Below are 1,906 nucleotides of genomic sequence, written 5' to 3'. Positions count from 1 at the left end.
ATGGCAGCGGCGGTACGCGTGTCGGAGCGCCAGGTGGTGGCGGGCAGTTGGGTGAAATCACCCACACCGGCGACGCGTTGACGACCGAGCTAGAGGACCTCGGCGGTGATCTGCCCAAGACTGATCCGCAGCCCAGCGGCGAACCCGCGGTCTTGCCGACAGGAGAGCCCCCGCGGGCACCGGTTGAGGCCACGCGTCCTGTGGAATCCACACCGGGCACGCCCCCGACCGAGTCCCGCTCTGCCCCAACGGGATCCGCGACCTCGCACCCGGCTCCGGGGCGGCCGGTCGGTCCGTCGGAGCCGATAGCTTCGTCGGGGTCGGGGCCGGAGCCGATAGCTTCGCCGGGGCCGGCGCCGCATGCTGCGCCTGCGGTTCCGGAGGGTCAGCTGACATCGGGTGGAGCGCCGGTAGCTGATGTCGTGCCGCGTCGGGTGCCGGATTCAGCCGGTGGATCTCCCGTACAGCCGGCAGCCTCCGCGGCGCATTCCGTTGTCGCGCCGACGCCCTCGCCCGCAGCCGAATTCAGGGTCCCGGCCGGTCGTCCGGTTGAACTCTCCGGGCTGCATGGTGGGGAAAGGGTCGCACCGGGTGGGCATTCGTCCGAACCTCCGCCGACGCATGGTGTTGCGCGTGGCCACGGTGCGGCCGCCGATGGGCACACACCCGGGACAGCGCGCGACGACACGGTGCAAGGCCGCAGCGCAACCCCCAATTCACATGGTGACGACGCCTCTTTGGGAGAATTGAGCGCCGAGCACCGCGAAGAAATCATCGCAATGCCGAAGGGTACTCGACCTGACCCGTCGGAATACCTGTCGCCGGAGTATATTGAGAGTCATCTTGAGAAATTCGACGAGGGCGCAACTCGATTCATGCCTGAAAGCAACCTCGCCAAGTACGGAATTGCCCAGCGAGACGGCACGTCATTCGTAATGCCAAAGAACGAAGCTGATGCAATGATTGAGGTATCACGAGGAGATCTGCGCGCTATGGAGAATGAACTTGGCCTGCCGCAGGGCTTTCTCGATTCGAATATAATCGTCAGAATCGATATACCGGATCCCAAGACATTTAATTTGCGGATTCCGTCTGGTAATGAAGCGGGCGCCAACGAGCAATGGATTCCCGGAGGGCGCCTGCCTAATGGTGCATCTGAGGCGGTTATAGATGGTGGCGACATACCGCCGGGCGACTATACTGTGACAAACGTCTTTGAGTAGGAAAGAGATACGGTGAAATTCGACGACACCTATTTTTCGCGGGATGACAGGTATTCAATCGGTATCGAAACATCGTCGGGCCGCTACTATGCGTCGATACCGGTAAGCAACGGAATTGTTGACTATGAGGAATATTACGAGCTCACGCAAGACCAATATAGTGAGTTCTTGGGCGACAGCAGAGCGGCAATTGATTTCGTTGAAGCTTGTCGTCGCCGTGAACACGACGATTTGCTCCTGCAGAAGCCGGGCACGAACCGAGGCACGCCTGTATAGCCTAGGCTATGGCGCATGATCCGCGGGTTGAATCGATCCGAGTCATGAAACCCACAGGCCCAGTAACCTCCCGATTATTGCGTACTGCATGCGTCCACTGAAAGACGTCAAATTCCTATCGAATCTTCAGGAGGAAGATTTTCCCGCATCCAAGATACCGGAAAATTTTTCATCTCTTAATACTGCAGCCGTAGTTCGGGGCTGGAGTGTATCGGCGTGTCTGCGCTGGTAGAAGCGGTGGCCGGGGCATTGTTCGGAGTTTGTGAACACATCTGAATATGCCGCGGCCCCCGCGGCTGCCAGCGTAGACCCTGACCGGTGGTGGGCGCACCTGAGTTAGGACATTTGCCTTAGTACCCCGTTTTCAGTCCGAGCGCGTCGAGGATGTGGCGTTGATCTGCGGGAAT

At 59.9% G+C, this 1,906-nt stretch carries 2 protein-coding genes; both read left to right on the top strand.

Annotated features, from left to right (window positions below):
* The first annotated feature begins 737 nt into the window (after positions 1–737).
* Positions 738–1,223, top strand: a complete 486-nt coding sequence (locus tag AWC07_RS26480) for a hypothetical protein (protein WP_139829495.1) — start codon at positions 738–740, stop codon at positions 1,221–1,223.
* A 12-nt stretch (positions 1,224–1,235) separates the two neighbouring features.
* Positions 1,236–1,499 carry a hypothetical protein gene (locus AWC07_RS02545; protein ID WP_036414631.1) on the top strand — a complete coding sequence of 88 codons (264 nt, stop codon included), beginning with the start codon at positions 1,236–1,238 and terminating at the stop codon, positions 1,497–1,499.
* Positions 1,500–1,906: the final 407 nt, after the last annotated feature.

Source organism: Mycobacterium gastri, assembly GCF_002102175.1.
Classification (GTDB): domain Bacteria; phylum Actinomycetota; class Actinomycetes; order Mycobacteriales; family Mycobacteriaceae; genus Mycobacterium; species Mycobacterium gastri.
The sequence above is the reverse complement of the archived record's forward strand: the minus strand, read 5'-3'. Positions and strand labels throughout refer to the sequence as shown.